Source organism: Paenibacillus taichungensis (genome assembly GCF_050994985.1).
GTDB lineage: Bacteria > Bacillota > Bacilli > Paenibacillales > Paenibacillaceae > Paenibacillus > Paenibacillus taichungensis.
Genome location: NZ_CP194720.1, coordinates 5681051 through 5695566, shown reverse-complemented (window position 1 = coordinate 5695566; position 14516 = coordinate 5681051). Strand labels below are relative to the sequence as shown.

General features: G+C 48.4%; 12 protein-coding genes. 7 read left to right on the top strand and 5 right to left on the bottom strand.

Annotated elements, in window-relative coordinates; translation table 11 throughout:
• Positions 1-60: 60 nt before the first annotated feature.
• Together ACR1R9_RS25625 and ACR1R9_RS25620 are read left to right on the top strand one after the other, a co-directional pair.
• Positions 61-1746, top strand: a complete 1686-nt coding sequence (locus ACR1R9_RS25625) for an ABC transporter permease (RefSeq protein ID WP_433922367.1) — start codon at positions 61-63, stop codon at positions 1744-1746.
• Positions 1743-3305: an MBL fold metallo-hydrolase gene (locus tag ACR1R9_RS25620; protein ID WP_433922368.1), complete on the top strand. Its 1563-nt coding sequence runs from the start codon at positions 1743-1745 to the stop codon at positions 3303-3305. Before ACR1R9_RS25625 ends, ACR1R9_RS25620 begins: the two co-directional genes overlap by 4 nt.
• 170 nt (positions 3306-3475) lie before the next feature.
• Here the strand turns inward: ACR1R9_RS25620 and ACR1R9_RS25615 are convergent, their stop codons facing one another.
• From ACR1R9_RS25615 to ACR1R9_RS25605, 3 genes are read right to left on the bottom strand one after another with little or no spacing between them, the layout of a single operon-like run.
• A complete protein-coding gene (locus tag ACR1R9_RS25615; protein ID WP_433922369.1) occupies positions 3476-4030 on the bottom strand; it encodes a GerMN domain-containing protein in 555 nt (184 codons plus the stop codon).
• Between the two features lie 41 nt (positions 4031-4071).
• The gene (locus ACR1R9_RS25610) at positions 4072-5493 is read right to left on the bottom strand and encodes an N-acetylmuramoyl-L-alanine amidase family protein (protein ID WP_076290728.1); all 1422 of its coding nucleotides are present in this window, start codon (positions 5491-5493) and stop codon (positions 4072-4074) included.
• A gap of 12 nt (positions 5494-5505) precedes the next feature.
• On the bottom strand, positions 5506-6339 hold the full coding sequence (locus ACR1R9_RS25605) for a hypothetical protein (protein WP_433922370.1): 834 nt from the start codon (positions 6337-6339) through the stop codon (positions 5506-5508).
• A 297-nt stretch (positions 6340-6636) separates the two neighbouring features.
• Between ACR1R9_RS25605 and ACR1R9_RS25600 the strand changes: the two genes are divergently transcribed.
• Both ACR1R9_RS25600 and ACR1R9_RS25595 read left to right on the top strand, forming a co-directional pair.
• Positions 6637-7866 (top strand): anhydro-N-acetylmuramic acid kinase, encoded by a 1230-nt coding sequence (locus ACR1R9_RS25600; protein ID WP_433922371.1) that lies wholly within the window; start codon positions 6637-6639, stop codon positions 7864-7866.
• A 123-nt stretch (positions 7867-7989) separates the two neighbouring features.
• Complete coding sequence (locus tag ACR1R9_RS25595; protein WP_064642976.1) at positions 7990-8829, top strand: MurR/RpiR family transcriptional regulator; 840 nt, start codon at positions 7990-7992, stop codon at positions 8827-8829.
• 149 nt (positions 8830-8978) lie between these two features.
• Here ACR1R9_RS25595 and murQ read toward each other — a convergent pair whose 3' ends face one another.
• Together murQ and ACR1R9_RS25585 are read right to left on the bottom strand one after the other, a co-directional pair.
• Positions 8979-9884: an N-acetylmuramic acid 6-phosphate etherase gene (murQ, locus tag ACR1R9_RS25590; protein WP_433922372.1), complete on the bottom strand. Its 906-nt coding sequence runs from the start codon at positions 9882-9884 to the stop codon at positions 8979-8981.
• A gap of 22 nt (positions 9885-9906) precedes the next feature.
• On the bottom strand, positions 9907-10869 hold the full coding sequence (locus ACR1R9_RS25585; RefSeq protein ID WP_433922373.1) for an N-acetylglucosamine kinase: 963 nt from the start codon (positions 10867-10869) through the stop codon (positions 9907-9909).
• A 361-nt stretch (positions 10870-11230) separates the two neighbouring features.
• On the opposite strand from ACR1R9_RS25585, the gene ACR1R9_RS25580 reads away from it, so the two are divergent.
• Genes ACR1R9_RS25580 through ACR1R9_RS25570 form a run of 3 tightly spaced genes read left to right on the top strand, consistent with a single transcriptional unit; the run spans position 11231 to position 14420 of the window.
• Entirely contained in the window at positions 11231-12583 is a 1353-nt protein-coding gene (locus ACR1R9_RS25580) for an ABC transporter substrate-binding protein (RefSeq protein ID WP_433922374.1), read from the top strand.
• Between the two features lie 55 nt (positions 12584-12638).
• A complete protein-coding gene (locus ACR1R9_RS25575; RefSeq protein WP_076290722.1) occupies positions 12639-13562 on the top strand; it encodes a carbohydrate ABC transporter permease in 924 nt (307 codons plus the stop codon).
• 24 nt (positions 13563-13586) lie between these two features.
• On the top strand, positions 13587-14420 hold the full coding sequence (locus tag ACR1R9_RS25570) for a carbohydrate ABC transporter permease (protein WP_433922375.1): 834 nt from the start codon (positions 13587-13589) through the stop codon (positions 14418-14420).
• Positions 14421-14516: the final 96 nt, after the last annotated feature.

The following is a 14516-nucleotide window of genomic DNA, read 5'->3' as shown; positions in this document are numbered from 1 at the left end:
GTAATGGAAAGTAAGCAACACAGAGAGTGTCTTGTGGAAGTCATGTGAGGTGAAATTGTAGTGAAACCTGTTGTAGTAGACAACAACCGTATTTTTCGGAGAGTGGGCGTGATTCTGGCCCTCTTTCTGCTAACGATAAGCATTGGTGTACCGCTCTTGCTGATTTTCTGGCAAAGTGTGTATCCGAATGGGCAATGGGATTGGATGGCTCCGATTCGAACCATTACTGGACAGCATTTATCCGGGGTTCTGCTGAATTCCGTCTGGCTGGGTATCTGCGTGGTAGCTGTAACAACGCTGCTGGCATTGCCACTGGCATGGATGATGGCGAAGACCCGCATGGGTCAGCATCGCTGGGTGGACGTGATCCTGATGATTCCGTTCATGACCCCGCCGTATATCGGCTCCATGGGCTGGATTCTGTTTATGCAAAAAGGGGGATACCTGCAGCAATGGGTGCCTTCCGCTGCGAGCTGGAGTGAGTTGTTCTTCAGCTTCTGGGGCATGGTGCTCATTATGAGCCTGCATCTGTTCCCTTTCCTGTATCTGTTGCTTCGGGATGCAATCATTCGCATTGGAGGCAATCTGGAAGAAGCGGGGGCGGTGCACGGGGGACGTGCGGGATACCGATTCAGACGCATTATTTTGCCACTGCTGTTGTCTTCCTATGGCATGGGGATCATGCTCGTCTTTGTCAAAACGATTGCGGAATTCGGAACACCGGCTACCTTCGGGCGGCGTATCGGTTATTATGTCATGACCTCTGAAATCCACAAGTATATCTCTAGTTGGCCGATTGATTTTGGTAAGGCAACCTCGCTCGCATCGGTGCTGCTGTCGGTCTGTCTGGTGATGTGGTACATGCAGTCTGCCATGAGTCGGAAGTTCACGTACCGTCTGGTAGGGGGCAAGGGGCAGCGATCCAAACGATACTCCCTACGTGGCGGAGCGGGTTGGTTGTGCGGGTTGTATCTCGCGTTGCTGCTGATTCTGTCGGTGGGCATTCCGTATTTCTCCATTATTGCTGCATCGACCATGAAGTTGCGCGGCGCGGGACTGTCCTTCGACAATCTGACGCTGGATCACTACCGGGAATTGCTGTCCTGGGGATCGGTCAGTATGAAAGCAATCGGGAACAGTCTTGGGCTCTCATTAGCAGCTTCGACGGTTGCGGTTATTATCGGTACAGGTTTTGCACTGGCGATTGGTAAATCGTCTTCCTTTATGCAGCGTGTCATTGACCTGTTCAGTCTGCTACCGAATACGGTACCTGGCATTGTCATGGTGGTGGGTCTCATCCTTTTCTGGAATTCACCATGGATGCCGTTCACTCTGTACAACTCGTACGGAATGGTTGTTCTGACGTATGTGGTACTCTTCTTGCCGTACACGGTACAGTATGTCAAATCAAGCTTCACCCAGATCGATGGAACGTTGTTCCAGGCGGGTCAGGTCTTTGGCGGAAGACCGCTATATATTCTGCGGCGCATTCTTCTGCCTCTGATTATCCCCGGCATGTTGGCCGGGTGGATGATGACATTCACCATCGCCACGCGGGAGCTGGTAGGGTCGTTGTTAATTTTGCCTCCATCGATGCAGACATCGGCAACGTATATTTTTGCTCAATTTGAACAAGGTCAGGTTTCATTGGGAATGGCGATGGCCGTGGTTACTGTCGGCATGACGGTACTGATGCTGCTCGGCATTGAAGTTCTGAATTCGAAGAGAAAGTGGAATGCATCATGATCAAACTGAAGGTATGGGGCGGCGCCGGGGAACACGGGCGCTCTGCCTATCTCCTGAGAGGGAGCCGGGTTCAACTTTTGCTGGATTGTGGCGTGAAAAAAGAAGGAGCCGGCGAATATCCGTTGATTGAATCGGAAATCGTTAAGGAGTTAGATGTGGTTTTGTTGTCTCACGCCCATGAGGATCATTCTGTCGCTATTCCATTGCTTTATAAGATGGGGTATCAGGGTGAAGTATGGACGACGCGGGAAACCAGAGAGCAACTGGACACCTACTTCAGAGCTTGGCGAAGAAATATGGAGCGGGCAGGACACACCCTCCCATACGAAGAAGGCGATGAACAACTGATTCGCTACCGATTTTTGGAGGATGAAGCCGAGGGTGGAATCTGGTTTGAAATGGTTCCTGGCGTCTCGGTGGTGTGGGGGCGTAGTGGGCACCTTGCAGGATCGGTATGGTTCGGGCTGGAAATGGAGGATAAGCGCATATTTTATTCCGGTGATTACACTTCCGAATCCATGCTTTTGCAGGAGGATTGTCCAGCGGATACGCTCTGGCAGGCAAAGTTACCACGTAACAGGCGTGGATTCGATACTCCAGTTAGTCAACGTTGGAAAACGGATATACGAACCGCCGTGAATGGTGGGCATGTCTTGACAGGAGAGCCATCCGCGTCGCAGACTCTTCCTTTTGCTGCATCCGAAGGGGGGGGACGGTCTCACGTATCAGCAGGTAGAACGGTGCAGCAAGGGGATGCCTATACCGTATCCAAGGGAGTAGAAGTGATCCATGCATCTTCATCCGGTCTTCTGGATTTGGCGATTATGGATGCTGCCTATGGAACAGATTGCGATACGCAGGCCAACAAGCTGGAACAGCTGGAGCAGGCCATTCATGAGACGATTGCCCGGGGTGGAAAGGTGCTATTGCCTATGCCCTCAGTAGGTCGTGGTCAGGAAATCATGCTGTGGGCACAGCAGCAGTTCCCGGACATTCCGATTGTAGTGGAACAAGGGCTGGTGGACGGTCTGAAGCAGCTATTACGTGCGCCATATTGGCTAAAGGAAGAGGAAGACCACATTCCGGGCTCTGTAAAGGAAGCGATTGGGCGTTTCCTGAGGGGTCATGGATGGGAGATGCCTGTGACAAAGGAAGAGCGAGAGCGGCTACTGCATCAACATGCTGCCTCTTTGTGGTTCATTCCGGACGGGATGATGCAGTCCTCGCTTGCTCGCTGGTACTATAGCCAGTTTGCGGACGATAAACATAATCTGGTACTGCTCACTGGGCATGTCTCTGCTGGCACCTATGCTTACAGGCTGTTGCAGAATCCTGCAACACACGGAGCGTGCGAGGTACGGAAAATTCGTTATAAGGTGCATCAGGGATGGAAGGATGTCGAGAAAATGCTGCATCAGGTTCCTGCAAGGCATACGGTGCTTGTGCATGCGGACCGGGCAGAGACGGATAAACTGAGAGAAGGCTTACTCAGCGAAAAATCGGTCTCGGGGAAAGGGATTTTGCATTCGCTATCTCCTGGAGATGAGCTGTATCTATAAGTTGAATTTGATAAGGATTGGATCTATGTAGGGCGTCCCTGTGGACGTCTTTTTGAATGTGGATTTTTATATAAAAAAAGCATGATGAGAAGTTATGCTTCTCATCATGCATGGGAGAGGATTCAAGGAGAGAATCATCCGGAAATCATCCAATGGCTTTTAAAATTAGATTAGGGCTCGCGCTGAATAGGATGCTCCAGCTCTGAATGGCCCATCAAGCTATCCAGGGCTTCACCGTCCACCAGAATATCGATACTTTCTACTTCATTGTATTGAAACATCGTCTGGGTCAATGCATCCAATGCAAGCAGCTCGCCACTGGTTCCCAATTTGGCCTCATCCGGAATATGAACATCCAAAGTGACTTTGCCCTCGCCGTACTGTAGGGAGAGTAATTCGACTTTTTCCCAGAGGGATACGAGCTCCGAATCGGTATTGTTTTGTAAAGCTTCAAATGTTTTTTTGTATTTCTCGGAATCGTTTTTGTATTCAATTTCCTGCTCTTTTTTCTCAAGTTCCAGTACCTGGGCGTCTGCGAAATACACCTCAACCGCTTGTGTGTTCATTGTGCCCAGATCCACCTTTGTTTCGGATGGGTTTGGTGACTGTCCCCCCTGAACAGCAGGTTCGGCCGATCCGGATTCACTGACTGGCTTCTGAGCACAACCAATGCCAACTATCATTAAGAAGGATAAGACGAGTGCACATCCCAATTTCGTTTTCAATGGATCACATCCTCCAGCATATTTACATTATGTTTTATCATTTAATTTATACCCAGATATTCCTTAATCCCATCTGCTATCGCTTGAGCGGCTTTCATCTGAACAACATCGGACGACATTAGTTCTTCATCTATAACATTACTCAGGAATCCCACTTCCAAAAGTACTGCAGCCATGGTCGTATCTCTGATCACTTCCAAGTTGCCATTTTTCACACCACGGTCTTTGAGTCCCATGGCTTTAACTAAACGTTGATGAATAATATTGGCTAATTCCTTGCTGCTGCTGCGTTGATAGTAGAACGTCTCTGTACCTGTCGCCTGGGGCGAGGACTCTACATTATTGCCATGGATAGATACAAAAACATCTGCGTTTAATTGATTGGCGAGTCGAACACGCTCCGGGCGAGTGGGATAAGTATCACCGTCACGAGTCATCACCAATTCGATATCCGGTTCATTGAGAAGCAGTGCTTGTACTTTGAGAGCCAATGCCAGATTGTATTCTTTCTCGGGTTTGTTGGTAATGCTGGTTGTGCCTGGATCTTTACCCCCATGGCCTGGGTCGATGACAACGACCTTGCGTCCTGAATCGCCTACAGGAGTTACAGGAACTGTGGCGACATTATCTCCTGTAACATTCAGATCAATAATTAGTTTATCGGCAATCAAGTTCTGGCTGTACTGTACATCCTTCACCTGATTCAATTCAACGACAATTCGAACTTGACCAGGGTCTTGTTTAAAAAGAGAATATCTAACTTCCGTTACATTGGGGTATGCGTCCACATCCAATTTGCCATTCATGTTTTGATTCAACGGTTGCGGTAGATCACCAAACACTGCTCCGGGCAGATCCACGACCAAACGATCGGGATTCTTCAAAGTCGTCATCACGGGTTTGGATTCACCATCCATAGACACGACCAGCTGATTGTTGGCAAATTGGATATCGGTAACACGTGTTAGTGCTGCTGGGTTACCGTTTCCTGAACCGTTGCCCGGCTCAACATTGGGCACTTTACTGGTGTCGGTGTTGATTAAGTATACAATCTTCTCCTTGTTGTTCCATTTCACGTTGAGTCCCATTTGTTCACTGACAAATCGAATGGGAACCACCGTGGTGTTATTTAAAATGAGTGGGGCTGTGTTCAAGGTAACTTGCTTGTCAGCAACCATGGCTTGCTTTTGATCAACGGTTAAAGAAATCGTTTTGTCATTTTGCTGGATCTTTACATTACGTGTATTTTGATTCCAATCCACTTTGAATTTCAAATTTTCGGCAACGACACGAATCGGAATCATAACATTCTTATTCACGATGGTCACCTGAACGTCACTTGGGAGGATTAATTCCTCGCCGTCCAAGAAGATTTTCGACGTGCTTGCAGCGGCATTTCCCTGATGAGGGAGTACAACCAGAAAGAACAGACTTAAAAACAGGAGTAAAATCGTTTTCTTCATTATGCACCTCTACTATTTATCATTACTGTATGGATACTTATCCAGCTGGAACCATTCGGCAAACTCATTACGGCTAATTTTCTTAACAGGCTTCACCTTGTTACTCTCTATGCTATACCTATAAAGTATCATTTGATCAGATGGGTACTCACTGATGTAATCCAGTATTTCTCCGTTTTTTTGCCACAGAATCAGATTGGTACTAATATAATTGGTTGCCCTTGGCAGGTATATAAAGCTCTCTTTCTGAACATTGTAGATGGCTAGTGAGCTCTTGGAGGGATCTCCGTAAGAGAAAGCTATCTGATCTTCGTTGGGTGCCCAGTTATAGGTGGCAATCGTTTCTATGTTTTTCTTGCCTGCTTTTTTCAATCGTTCATTTAATTCCGTCATGTCACCTGTTTGAAGGTTAAGCAGCATCAGAGTGTTTCCTGAGCTACGTTTTGCGTGTACAGCAAGCCATGTATTGGAGTTGGATGCAACAACACTTGTGATATCGAGCCAACTGTCCTCCAAATTACTCGTTTCAATTGTATGTTTCTGGCTCCCCTTGGAAACGACAATGGATTGAATTACGTTTTGTTCAAATGTGGGCTTACCTTCCAACTTCAATGTAGTAGCGGTTAAAGTAATATTTCCTCCTTTCCAGATGATTTTGTTGGTACTGTTGCTCTTTTTAAACGGTTTGATGCTTGAATAGATGGAAGGAGTTACAGAAGTCGTATTAACGGAAAGTTGTGAAATTCGTTCTGGTGCAGCTGGTTTGGCACCAACAATGGATGACGATGTAGCCGTCAATCCCCCCAGTAATAGCACAGTCGAAAACCAAATAGCAGCGTTGTTCATCTTGGTATCTCCCTCCGCTGGTGACAGTTTATAACCCTCAACATATCGATTCCAAAATATACCTTCGTTATATAAACGGTAAAATTGTAAAAATGTTTCTTTTTTGATCGTTATTTATCTATTTTTATTCATAGAAAACTTCTTGGGAGCATTCCAGTTTGAGCAAAGACTAGCTAAGGCTGGAATAGTGTAATTAAATTTCATAAAATATTTGACTTGTAAAATTTTATATCATATACTGGGTGAAATTATGGCAGGATGACGTGTTCATCGGGTCTGGCGGGAGGTTGTGAATGGATGGATACAGGCAGCTATCCGATGTGGGAGCAATATCGCTTGAAACGGGAGCATTACATCATTGGACTGATGTCAGGCACGTCCCTCGACGGGACGGATGCGGCATTGGTGCGTATTCTGACAGATGACAGCGGGGCATTGCAAAAGATCGATCTGGTTGACTTCGTCTGCGTACCGTACTCCAATGAATTGAGAGAAGTGCTAATTCGACTATGTTCACCGGAGACGGCACGTGTGGATGAGCTGACGGCTGCACATTTTGGCGTATCGGAGTGGTATGCTCACAGTGTCAAAGAGCTTATTCGATCCTCAGGAATCTCGTCCGGGCAGGTGGATGCGATCAGCATGCACGGACAGACCGTATGGCACGCACCTGTAGCTTCAGCTTTTCCAGGGCCAGCAGGCGAGAGTCTTCCAGTGGTGTCCACGTTACAGATTGGCGAAAGCGCCGTTGTACGTGAACGAACCGGCCTGCCAGTGGTCGGTAATTTGCGGGCACGGGATATGGCGGCAGGCGGGGAAGGCGCTCCACTAACCCCTTATGCCGATGCATTGATGTTCCGCAGTCCGGAGGAAGGACGTCTGGTGCAAAATATCGGCGGTATTGGCAACGTTACGGTGCTGCCATCAGCGTCTTCTAATGAAGGTATTTCGGCTTTTGATACGGGACCTGGCAATATGGTGATGGACGCGATCGTACGCCAGGCGACAGGTGGGCGGCAGCACTATGATCCAAATGGAAGCATCGCCGCACAGGGAAGGTTCAATCAGGATCTGGTAGATCTTTGTTTGGACGATACCTATTTCAAAAGGCTGCCTCCCAAGAGTACCGGTCGTGAAGTGTACGGTGCGGCATATGCAGCACGCTTGATGGAGATGGCTGCTGCGCGTTCCTTATCCCTGGAAGATACGCTGGCTACCGTCACTTGTCTGACCGCGGAGACGATCGTGAGAGCAGTGAAGGATTTTATCCTGCCCAAGGTGCACATATCGGCTATGCTCGCCTGCGGTGGTGGCACTTCCAATGCCACGTTAATGGAGATGATCCGTCAGAGACTCCCGGAAGGTATTCGTTTGGAGCGAACAGTAGACTATGGTATACCGGATGATGCCCGCGAAGCGATTGGATTTGCCCTCCTTGGTCATGAGGCACTTATGGGTAGAGCGAACACGCTCCCGGCAGTAACCGGCGCAAAACACGCCGTCATATCGGGTCACCTGACATTGTAGTGCAGCAAGGCTTTTGAATGAGTTGGTGATGCAAGGACGTTTAATCAATTAGACTCTATTGGAATTATAGGATAAAATGCTTGTACATGAAGGCAGTACGGAAAGGAGGAGCGGATGGAAGGCATGAAAGGTGGACTTGTACGTTTACGCGCATTAATGGATGACTTGACACCGTCGGAACGGAAGATCGGAGCTTACATTCTCGATCATCCCCAAGAGACGGTTCAATCCTCGGTGGCACAGCTGTCTGAACGGAGCGGGGGCAGCCCGGCTGCCATTATCCGTCTCTGCAAGTCACTGGGTGTAACGGGTTTTCAGGAGCTGAAGCTGAAGATTGCCGGAGATTTGCAGACAGGTGAGCAATACCAATATACGGAGATTCGTCCCCAGGACTCCATGGAGAGCATTATTCAGCATGTGTCCGCAAATAATATTCAATCGGTGAAGGATACCGTTCATATTTTGGACCCGCGTCTGGTAGAGCAGGCAGTGGATGTGCTTCATCGGGCGAACCGAATCTTTTTCTACGGGGTGGGGGCCTCCAACCTGATTGCGCTGGATGCACACTACAAGTTCATGCGAATCAATCGCACAAGCTTTTCGTTCGCCGATCCGCATATGCAGATTTCGTCTGCAACGACGCTTCGCGAAGATGATGCGGTTGTATGTATCTCGTATTCAGGGGAGACTTCGAACGTGATTTCCTGTCTGAAGCATGCTCGTGAAGGCGGCGCTGCAACGATTAGCATTACCAAGTGGGGGAGCAATACACTCAGTAGTCTGGCGGATGTACCCCTGATGATTACTTCCACCGAAAGCGATATCCGGAGCGGAGCAACTTCGTCACGCATCGCACAGCTGAACGTGATCGACATTTTGTATCTGGCGATTGCCAGCCGCGACTACAACCAATCGGTGGAATATTTGGAGAAGAGCCGGCAGGCTATTCTGGAGCATAAGTGAAGTAGAGCCATATGAATCCCTTTCTGTTTTTACAGGAGGGGATTTTTTTGACGGATTATAGCGGCTTTTATAATAAAAAAAATTATAAAAAGAGCCCAGACTAATGTCGGGCTCTTCTCTTTCAACCTCTAGAAATACCCTTGTACGGCTCAGGAAGGACCCGCAATGGCGCTGCGGACAAATCCGTCAGCCAGATCAAGTCTTCGCTGAGCTTCCACGGCGTCCACGCCTGCCATTAGCATGACGATTGCTGTTTTTACATGACCGTCTGCACCGGCAAAAGCCTGTTCAATATCCGCTTCGTTCGCTCCGGTTGCCAGATGGATCATGCGTTTGGCCCGATGGACAAGCTTTTCGTTCGAAGGGTTCAGATCGACCATGAAATTACGGTAAACCTTGCCCAGACGAATCATGGCGGTAGTGGTGAGCATGTTCAGAATCATTTTCTGGGCGCTGCCGGCCTTCATACGTGTTGAACCCATAACAACCTCTGGTCCGACAACAGCCTCGATGCTCACATCAGCCAAAAGGGTCATCGGCGTACCTGCGTTGTTACTCAGGCTGATCACAGTAGCTCCAATCTCCTTGGCGTGTCTCATCGCACCCTGTACATACGGCGTCCGGCCACTGGCTGCAATGCCAACCACGACATCGTTTTCGTCTATTCCATGTTCATCAAGGTCTGCGGCTCCCAATTCCTCGCTATCCTCAGCACCTTCAACCGGGTCCTTCACTGCCCGGAATCCTCCTGCAATAATACCCTGCACCATGGAAGGAGGGGTTCCGTAAGTAGGAGGGCATTCCGAAGCGTCAAGTATTCCCAATCGTCCACTGGTACCTGCGCCTACATAAAATAGCCTGCCGCCAGACTGAAAGGCCTCCAAGATCAGGTCCGCCGCTTGGGCAATGACAGGAATCAGGGGCTGAATGAGCTCTGCAATCCGTTGATCTTCCTTATTAATTAGCTCCATAATTTCTGCCGAAGGCAATTCATCTATATGATCCGTTAGTGGATTGGGTTGTTCCGTTAGTAGTGAGTTCAGCATGTGATTCATCCGTATGGCCTCCTTATCTCTTTTAAAATGATTCATTCAGGGAACAGCGTCTTCTTGCCAGTTGTGCTGCACCAATCACTGGAGCAGGGGCATCTTCACGATATACAAAGTCCAACTCTCCATAATATCCCGACAACTTCTGGATAAATGTATTTCGGAAAAGCGCAGCGTATCGAAACAACGATCCGGACAGGACAACCTGAGTGGATGCAAATTCGGGATGACGGGCAATCAGTGCCTTGGCGGTATCCGCCAGTTGTACGGCCTCATCGATGATCAGTGCCCGCGCGGCCTCATCCCCGGATTCAGCTGCTTCTATAGCAAGGCGGGCGATGGATGCTGTCTCGGTTTTGCCCCAATCCGTCTGATACACCCGTGTCTTTAGCTCTGATATATCCCGAAGGTTCAGTTGTTTTAAAAGAAGCGGGGTTAAACGGGTTGGAGGAAGAACACCGTCATAGCTTTGCATAACCACTTGAAGTGCACGCTGCCCAATACGATAGCCGCTCCCCTCATCTCCGAGCAAATGCCCCCAGCCTCCTACGCGATATCGCTCGCCTTCCAGCGTAAATCCGTACACGATGGACCCTGTTCCAGAGATGCATAATACACCGTGAGTATGTCCGAGAGTGGCCATCAGAGCAATCTCTCCTTCGGATACAACCCAGACTGGACAGCCCTCTGATCCCCGTTGATTGCGGCTCTTCATATAGTTAGTTACTGTGTCGGCTATAAGTTGCCGTTCTTGGATCGTATCTACACCTGACATGCCGAGGCATATACCTTCACAATTTGTCGATAAATCACTTTTTAGATTAAATAGCTGTTCCAGCACTCGTTGCAGTTCGGAAAGGGCCTGTTCCAGTGGTACGCTGTGAGGATTAGTGGGACCGCCGCTGAGCCGGGCGAGAATTTCGCCAGATTCAGAAATGATTGCTGCATCAGTATTGGTACCGCCTCCATCTACGCCAACATATACTCGCAAAGTGGCTCACCTCGATTGCTTGAGTTTTCTTTTTACATAGTATAGAGGCATAAAATGAAAAAGTAAAATTAAATTTTATAATAAAAAATAATGTTGAATTTTTATTTCATAGCTCATATAATGAACTCAATCTACAATTTTGGAAGGAATTAATACTGTTAATGTCAACTAAGTTGACGTTAATATTGCATTTAAGAGATTAATCCTGCGTACGTTCAGGTCTAATCCATAAGGGAGGTGCATTTTCCTTACTGCCACGCTCAATAATCTGTTAAGTCGTTTAAGGATGGATCATTTCAAAAGGGGTAGCATGGTTAGGCAATGCTATTATCGGGAGACGACACGCGAAGGAGATGAAGGGATGAAAAAGAAGGGTCTGGTATGGGCAATGTTGTTGATGATGGTCTGGGTTACTGCCTGCGGGAATAGCGGTGGCGCTGCTTCAGATGATCCCAATGCGGAAGATACGGTGACCGTATGGACTTATCCAGTACATGGGACATATGAAGATGAACTGAAGGATCTGATCGTTGATTTCAATAAAGAATACCCGAACATTACCGTGAAGACGGAAATGCTCTCCTGGGCGGAAGGGCCCAAAAAATTCGATGTCGCTCTGAACGCGGGCAACCCGCCGGATCTTTACTTTCATAGTGTAGACGGCACATATGTGAATACGGGATTGGCACTTGAGCTGGACAGCTACTTGACACCTGAGATCAAGGATGACTATCTGCCAGGTACGCTTGAATTAGGTCAGATCCAAGGGAAACAGTACGGACTGCCGTTGTATCAATTCCAATGGGCATGGGGTGGCAACAAACGCATTCTGGAGGAAGCGGGCATTGACTGGAAATCCATTCAGCAAAATGGCTGGACCTGGTCCGAATTCAACGCTGTCGCTGCCAAGCTGACCAAAACGCTGGATGGTGGGGCTAAACAATATGCACTGGTTACCGACGGAACCTCGCTTGATTTCATTGAAATGTTGTCCCGAAACAACGGCATGATTGATGTTCTGGACAAAGCTGGCACGTTCCAATGGAATGATGGGCGCATTCTGGATACGCTCTCTTTTATCAAAAATCTGATGGATCAAGGTTATATGCCGAAGGAAACGGCTGCTCTTGCTCCAGCAAAACGGACGGATATGTTCTACGCGGGGGAAACGGCGATCATCTCCAAAGCGATTCCTTATTATGATGTGATGATTCAGAACCGCAACAAGGATATTGACGACGGCAAGGTACAAGGGGAGAAAATTGATTTTGTCCTGCTGCCTGTACCGCATAATGACGATCAACCTGCGGCAACAACGATGGGCGGCGAAGGGTATGTAGCCTTCAAACAGAAGAAGGACAAAGGTGAGCAGCATGCCAAAAATACGTTCCTGGTCATGGAGGCGCTCAGTGGTGCCAAAGCAGGGAACTCGGCCAATGAACTGGCGCTCCCATTCGTAAGACAATCCCAGGTAGATCTGTTTAAAGGAAAAGAACTTGGTCAACCGGATAATCTGGCTGCTGCGAAAGTCATGGCAGAGAATATCGCTATGCCGGTTGTACTGGAACTGGATATCGACAAAGCATCACAGCAAAAACAATTCAAGGAACAAGTTGTGAAGCCTAACATTCAGGCGCTGTTCTCGGGTGAGAAGACACCGGAGCAGATCGCAGAAGACTTCAAGAACAAAGGCCAGCAGATGTTTGGACAATAACTCGGACCATACAACATAACGCAAAACCACACTGATTAGGAGAGGAGGATTCGCCATGCAGACCGCCCTTGCGCCAAAACCGTCTGTGCCCCGGACTTCCCGGGCTGCCCGGTTTTGGCGAGACTACGGGTGGGCGTATTTGTTTATTTTGGCGCCTGTCCTGCTGTTTCTCATTTTCACACTGTATCCCGTTCTGACGGCTCTCGTGATGAGCTTTCAGAAATACAACATTATGAATTCCACGTGGGTTGGATTGGATAACTACGAGCGTTTGGTGAAGGATGAGACGTTCTGGAAGTCGATTAAAAATACACTCATCTTTACTGTGGGTACGGTACCGGTCAATATTCTCATTACATTTGTACTGTCCTACTTCATCTTCCAGATGAAAAGCAAATGGCAGACGTTCTTCAAAGCAACATTGTACCTGCCTGCGGTAGCATCTGGGGTAACCATCTCCATCGTATGGCTGGCGATCTTTGACCCGACAGATTCGGGACTACTGAACCGCTTCCTCAGCCTGTTCGGCCTTGATCCGGTGATCTGGCTGGGCCAGTCGGGAACTGCACTCTTTTCACTTATTCTGATGAATTGGCTGGGATCGCACGGAGCGGGCATTATTCTGTATCTGGCAGCCATGGGCGGTATTCCGAAATCGCTGTACGAAGCGGCGGATATTGATCATGCCAGCGGCTGGACCCAGTTCAGCAAGATTACATGGCCGCTGCTCAAACCAACGACGCTATATCTGCTCGTGACAGGTGTGATCACGTCTTTCCAGGTGTTCATCTCGGTGTATCTGATGACACAGGGTGGACCGAACTTTGCGACAACAACAATCGCTTATCTGATCTATGAGACGGCATTCAAGTTCTATGAGTTCGGATTGGCTTCTGCGCAGTCGTTCGTACTGGCGATTATCATCATTGTCATCTCCGTCATACAGTTCAAATATTTCTCCAGCGATATTGAGTATTAAGCATCCGGGGGGTGAATGAAATCCATGAAATCAACTCAGAAAAAGACACTGCTTGTCGTTGCATCCATTTTGCTGGTGGTCTGGGCACTGGTGACGGTCATTCCGATGTACTGGATGCTGGTCGGTTCGGTGCAGGATAGTGCGATGTCGGCTTCCTTCAAACCGCAGATGATCCCGGAGCAGCTGTCGTTATCACCATATGAGCGCTTTTTTGCCAAAACCGATGCGTGGCGCTGGCTATTTAACTCGCTGCTTATCGCGGTCATTCTGACCGTAACAAATGTGTTCTTCGCTTCCCTGGCGGGATATGCGTTCGCCAAACTGAAATTTCCGGGAAGTCAGGCGGTATTCTGGACCTTGCTGGGCACGATGATGATTCCGGCACAGGTGACGCTGATTCCCTTGTACATTCTGATGGTCAACGTGTTTGACCTAGGGGATACGTATACGGCCATTATTCTGCCTGCTGCGGTCAGTGTGGGCAACATTTTCTTGATGAAACAGTTCATGTCAACGCTGCCCACATCGCTGATTCATGCGGCACGTATTGATGCATGCAGTGAGTTCGGCATCTTCTGGAAAGTAATCCTGCCGATGGCGAAGCCAGGGATCGCGGTGCTGGCGATTTTCACGTTTGTAGCTTCGTGGAATGAATTTTTCTGGCCATTCCTGATCACTAACTCCAACGAGATGCGCACCATTCAGGTGGGGCTGGCTTCGTTCGTATATGCCGAATCAACGGACTTCGGCGCAATGATGGCAGGAGCAACGATTGGTGCGCTGCCGATGATCATTCTGTTTTTCTCACTGCAACGTTATTTCCTACAGGGTATTACGATCGGTGCAGTAAAAGGTTAATTCCTATATATGTTCAACTAAACATTTACACCATAACGGAGAGGACAGAAATAACCTGAAGAAGCGAAAGCGTTCGCCTAAAAGCTTTCTAAAAGA

Bases quoted from the DNA above. Each gene is read 5' to 3' on its own strand.
- ACR1R9_RS25610 (WP_076290728.1), bottom strand. From the start codon at position 5,493: ATGAAGAAAACGATTTTACTCCTGTTTTTAAGTCTGTTCTTTCTGGTT.
- ACR1R9_RS25620 (WP_433922368.1), top strand. From the start codon at position 1,743: ATGATCAAACTGAAGGTATGGGGCGGCGCCGGGGAACACGGGCGCTCT.
- ACR1R9_RS25575 (WP_076290722.1), top strand. From the start codon at position 12,639: ATGCAGACCGCCCTTGCGCCAAAACCGTCTGTGCCCCGGACTTCCCGG.
- ACR1R9_RS25600 (WP_433922371.1), top strand. From the start codon at position 6,637: ATGGATACAGGCAGCTATCCGATGTGGGAGCAATATCGCTTGAAACGG.
- ACR1R9_RS25595 (WP_064642976.1), top strand. From the start codon at position 7,990: ATGAAAGGTGGACTTGTACGTTTACGCGCATTAATGGATGACTTGACA.
- ACR1R9_RS25580 (WP_433922374.1), top strand. From the start codon at position 11,231: ATGAAAAAGAAGGGTCTGGTATGGGCAATGTTGTTGATGATGGTCTGG.
- ACR1R9_RS25570 (WP_433922375.1), top strand. From the start codon at position 13,587: ATGAAATCAACTCAGAAAAAGACACTGCTTGTCGTTGCATCCATTTTG.
- ACR1R9_RS25605 (WP_433922370.1), bottom strand. From the start codon at position 6,339: ATGAACAACGCTGCTATTTGGTTTTCGACTGTGCTATTACTGGGGGGA.
- murQ (WP_433922372.1), bottom strand. From the start codon at position 9,884: ATGAATCACATGCTGAACTCACTACTAACGGAACAACCCAATCCACTA.